At 65.9% G+C, this 5,088-nt stretch carries 3 protein-coding genes; all 3 read left to right on the top strand.

The window, feature by feature from the left end; all coding sequences use genetic code 11:
- Positions 1–1,366: ammonium transporter (locus AC1D01_RS20275; RefSeq protein ID WP_477869434.1), on the top strand; the 1,366-nt coding region annotated here is incomplete at its 5' end.
- A 196-nt stretch (positions 1,367–1,562) separates the two neighbouring features.
- Positions 1,563–2,858, top strand: coding sequence for a glutamate--cysteine ligase (gshA, locus tag AC1D01_RS20270; protein WP_477869432.1), 1,296 nt, complete (start codon positions 1,563–1,565; stop codon positions 2,856–2,858).
- A gap of 224 nt (positions 2,859–3,082) precedes the next feature.
- The gene (locus tag AC1D01_RS20265) at positions 3,083–4,957 is read left to right on the top strand and encodes a potassium transporter Kup (RefSeq protein ID WP_477869430.1); all 1,875 of its coding nucleotides are present in this window, start codon (positions 3,083–3,085) and stop codon (positions 4,955–4,957) included.
- The last annotated feature ends 131 nt before the right edge of the window (positions 4,958–5,088 follow it).

Raw genomic sequence — 5,088 nt, 5'->3', positions numbered from 1 at the left:
AGCGTCCGCTGCGGCGGCCGCGTCGGCGCCTGCCGTGCCGGTCGCCAACAAGGGCGACGTCGCCTGGATGATCGTCGCGACGCTGCTCGTGATCATGATGACGGTGCCGGGCCTGGCGCTGTTCTACGGCGGCCTGGTCCGCAGCAAGAACATGCTGTCGGTGCTGATGCAGGTGATGGTCACCTTCTCGCTGATCGTCGTGCTGTGGACCATCTATGGCTACAGCCTGGCGTTCACCGAGGGCAACAGGTTCGTCGGCGGCCTCGACCGGCTGTTCATGAAGGGCATCTTCGACCCGGCGACCGGCGTGTTCGCGATGGGCGCGACCTTCAGCAAGGGCGTCTACATCCCCGAGCTGCTGTTCGCCGCGTTCCAGGCGACCTTCGCCGGCATCACCTGCTGCCTGATCGTCGGCGCGTTCGCCGAGCGCATCAAGTTCTCGGCCGTGCTGCTGTTCATGACGCTGTGGTTCACCTTCAGCTACGCGCCGATCGCGCACATGGTCTGGTTCTGGATGGGCCCGGATGCATACAGCGCCGCAGGTGTCGTCGACGAGATGAACGCGAAGGCCGGCTGGATCTGGCAATGGGGCGCGCTCGACTTCGCGGGCGGCACGGTGGTGCACATCAACGCCGCCGTGGCGGGCCTGGTGGGTGCGTACATGGTCGGCAAGCGCGTCGGCTACGGCAAGGAAGCGTTCACGCCGCACTCGCTGACGCTGACGATGGTCGGTGCCTCGCTGCTGTGGGTGGGCTGGTTCGGCTTCAACGCCGGTTCGGCGCTCGAAGCCGGCAACAGCGCCGTGCTCGCCTTCATGAACACCTTCACGGCCACCTCGGCCGCGGTGCTCGCGTGGTCGATCGGTGAAGCGCTGATGCGGGGCAAGGCCTCGATGCTGGGTGCGGCTTCCGGTGCGGTGGCGGGCCTGGTGGCGATCACGCCGGCGGCCGGCAATGTYGGCCTGATGGGCGCGATCGTGATCGGCTTCGTCGCCGGTTTCGCCTGCCTGTGGGGCGTCAACGCGCTGAAGAAGCTGCTCGGCGCCGACGACTCGCTGGACGTGTTCGGCGTGCACGGCGTCGGCGGCATCGTCGGCGCGCTGCTGACGGGCGTGTTCAACACGCAGTCGCTCGGCGGCCCCGGCCTGGTGGGCGACTGGGTCACGGCCACGGTCACCTCCAACGGCATCGGCGCCCAGGTGTGGATCCAGCTGAAGGCCGTGGTCCTGACCATCGTCTGGTCGGGCGTGGTCTCGGTGGTGGCGTTCAAGATCGTCGACCTGGTGGTCGGCCTGCGCGTGACGGAAGAAGAGGAACGCGAAGGCCTGGACATCTCGGCGCACGGCGAGACGGCCTATCACCAATAAATTGGGAAGAGGGACGCGGGCTTCGGCCCGCGGGACACTGGGAAGGCCGCCTCCGGGCGGCCTTTTCTTTTGCCGTGCCGGGGGCCCGCCGGTCGTGACGCATGGCGCACACCGGCCGGGGCCTCCCCGCTTGCCATCGACGCGGGCGACCCCAGATGCCTAGAATCCGCGATCCCCAGGCGTTCAACGGGCTCTTATGGTTCCCCATCTCATCACTGCACTCACCGGCCCGATCAACGAACTGGAGCAGCGCATCCTCGAATCGCTGCCGGCCATCGAGCGCTGGTTCCGCCTCGAATGGATGGAGCACACGCCGCCGTTCTACACCTCGGTCGACGTGCGCAATGCCGGCTTCAAGCTGGCGCCGGTCGACACCAACCTGTTTCCCGGCGGCTTCAACAACCTGACGCCCGAGATGCTGCCGCTGGCGGTGCAGGCGGCGATGGCGGCGATCGAGAAGATCTGCCCCGAGGCCAAGAACCTGCTGCTGATCCCCGAGAAGCACACCCGCAACACGTTCTACCTGACGAACGTGGCGCGCCTGATGCAGATCTTCCACCAGGCCGGGCTGAACGTGCGCCTGGGCACGCTGGACGACACCATCAAGGCGCCGACGCAGATCGACCTGCCCGACGGYAGTGCGCTGACCGTCGAGCCGCTGCTGCGCACGCGCGGCCGCCTCGGGCTGAAGGATTTCGACCCCTGCACGATCCTGCTGAACAACGACCTGTCGGCCGGCATCCCGAAGGTGCTGGAGAACCTGCACGAGCAGTACCTGCTGCCGCCGCTGCACGCCGGCTGGGCGGTGCGCCGCAAGACCAACCACTTCCAGGCCTACGAAGAGGTCGCGAAGAAGTTCGCCAAGCTGCTGGGCAYGGACCCGTGGCTGATCAACCCGATGTTCGCCCGCTGCGGCGAGGTCAATTTCAGCGACGGCACCGGCGCCGAATGCCTGGCGAGCAACGCCGAGGCGCTGCTCGGCAAGATCCGCCGCAAGTACAAGGAATACKGCATCCAGGAGAAGCCTTTCATCATCGTGAAGGCCGATGCCGGCACCTACGGCATGGGCATCATGACGGTGCGTGACCCGAAGGACCTGGTCGACCTGAACCGCAAGGCACGCAACAAGATGAGCGTGATCAAGGACGGCCAGGAGGTCAGCGAGGTCATCCTGCAGGAAGGCGTGCCGACCTACGAGCGCGTCAACGACGCCGTCGCCGAGCCGGTCGTCTACATGATCGACCGCTACGTGGTCGGCGGCTTCTACCGCGTCAACGCCGAGCGCGGCATCGACGAGAACCTGAATTCCCCCGGGGCGAGCTTCGTGCCGCTGGCCTTCGCCGAGTCGAACCAGCTGCCCAAGCCGGGCGTCAAGCCGGGTGCGAGTGCGCCGAATCGCTTCTATATGTACGGAGTGATCGCTCGCTTGGCGATGCTGGCTGCGAGTTACGAAATGGAAGCCACCGACCCCGACGCCGAGGTCTACGAGTAAATGGAGCCCCTCGGTCGACGGGTACGTCGACCGATCCCCCGTGGGGATGCGGGCCGGCTTGGGGCGGCCCGGCGCTCGGCCCTACACCACTCGTTGCTGCAGTGCAACATCAACCCCCGACAGCTTGGGGGTGGGGGTGGGCGACCTGTTTCCGGGCGTATCCGCGGGCGCACAATGGCCCTCCTTTGGATTGAGCCGTGCCCCTTCGGCGGGCGCGGTGGATCGTGAATCAGCATCGTCCCAGCTCCAGCCTGGCCGCCCTGACGCTGGGCGCCCTTGGCGTCGTCTACGGCGACATCGGCACCAGCCCCCTCTACGCACTCAAGGAAGTCTTCGCCCACGGCCACGTGCCGTTGACGCCGCAGAACATCTACGGCGTGCTGTCGCTGGTGTTCTGGACGCTGACGGTGGTGGTCTCGGTGAAGTACGTGGTGCTGATCCTGCGGGCCGACAACAACGGTGAAGGCGGGTTGATCGCGATGCTCGCACTGGCGTCGCAGGCGGTGAAGGACCGGCCGGTGCTGCGCAAGCGGCTGTTGATGGTCGGCATCTTCGGCACGGCGATCTTCTTCGGCGATGGCGTGATCACGCCGGCCATCACGGTGCTGGGGGCGATCGAGGGCCTGGAGGTCGCGGCGCCCGGGCTGCACCACTACATCGTGCCCTTGTCGCTGGTCGTGCTGACGCTGCTGTTCCTGGTGCAGCGCCATGGCACCGCGACGGTGGGCAAGCTGTTCGGCCCGGTGATGGTGCTGTGGTTCGCGGTGCTGGCGGTGCTGGGGCTGTCGCAGATCGTGACGAACCCGGCCGTGCTGGCGGCGCTGAGCCCGCACTACGCGCTGGACTTCCTGCTGGGTCACCCGGCGATCGCGTTCATCGCGCTCGGCTCGATCGTGCTGTGCGTGACCGGTGCCGAGGCGCTGTATGCCGACATGGGCCACTTCGGCAAGCGCCCGATCCGTCTTGCGTGGTTCAGCCTTGCGATGCCGGCGCTGGTTCTGAACTATTTCGGGCAGGGCGCGATGTTGCTGGCGCACCCGGAGAACGTGAAGAACCCGTTCTACGAGATGGCGCCGCAGTGGGCGGTGTACCCGCTGATCGGCCTGGCGACGCTGGCGGCGGTGATCGCGTCGCAGGCGCTGATCACGGCGGCGTTCTCGGTGACGAAGCAGGCGATGCAGCTCGGCTACCTGCCGCGGCTGCGCATCCTGCACACCTCGGTGCGCGAGACGGGGCAGGTCTATGTGCCGTTCGTCAACTGGGGGCTGTATGCCTGCATCGTGCTGGCGGTCGTGACCTTCGGCTCGAGCAGCAAGCTGGCGGCGGCGTATGGCATTGCGGTGACGATCGACATGCTGATCACGACCACGATGACCTTCTTCGTGATCCGTTACGGCTGGCGGTATCCGTGGTCGCTGAGCATGGCGGCGACGGGTTTCTTCTTCCTGGTCGACTTCACCTATTTCAGCGCGAACGTCATCAAGGTGTTCGACGGCGGCTGGTTCCCGGTGGTGATCGGTGGCGTGATGTTCATGATCATGATGACCTGGAAGCAGGGCCGGCGGCTGATGGCCGAGCGCCTGCGCGAGGACGCGATCGATCTGAAGAGTTTTCTCGATGCGGTGTTCGTGAGTCCGCCGACGCGGGTGGCCGGCACGGCGGTGTTCCTGGTCAGCGAACAGGGGCTGACGCCGAATGCGTTGTTGCACAACCTGAAGCACAACAAGGTGCTGCACGAGACCAACCTGTTCGTGACGGTGAAGCTGCACGAGGTGCCGTGGATCGGCTTCGAGAAGCGTTGCGAGATGGAGCCGTTGGGGCGCGATTGCTGGCAGGTGACGGTGCACTTCGGCTTCAAGAACGAGCCGGACGTGCCGGAGGCGTTGAACTTCCTGCGCACGAGAGGCTGCCAGATGGACGACATGGAGACTTCGTATTTCCTGTCGCGCGACATCGTGATCCCGACCTTCGGCAGCGGCATGGCGAGCTGGCGCGAGAAGCTGTTCGCGGGGATGCATCGGAATGCGGYGGCGGCGGCGGATTTTCTGTCGCTTCCCACCAATCGAGTGGTCGAACTCGGGTCGAAGGTCGAGATCTGAGCACTGCGTGGCGTTGCCGGGTTTCGCCCCGGCGGGCGAGTCACTTTCATTTGAGCCCAAATGAAAGTAACCAAAGCAAAGGGCTTTGAAAACCATACGGTTCGTTCAGTCTGGCTGCGGACAACACGGCC

The organism is Rhizobacter sp. P3_B12 (assembly GCF_056402895.1).
The sequence above is the reverse complement of the archived record's forward strand: the minus strand, read 5'-3'. Positions and strand labels throughout refer to the sequence as shown.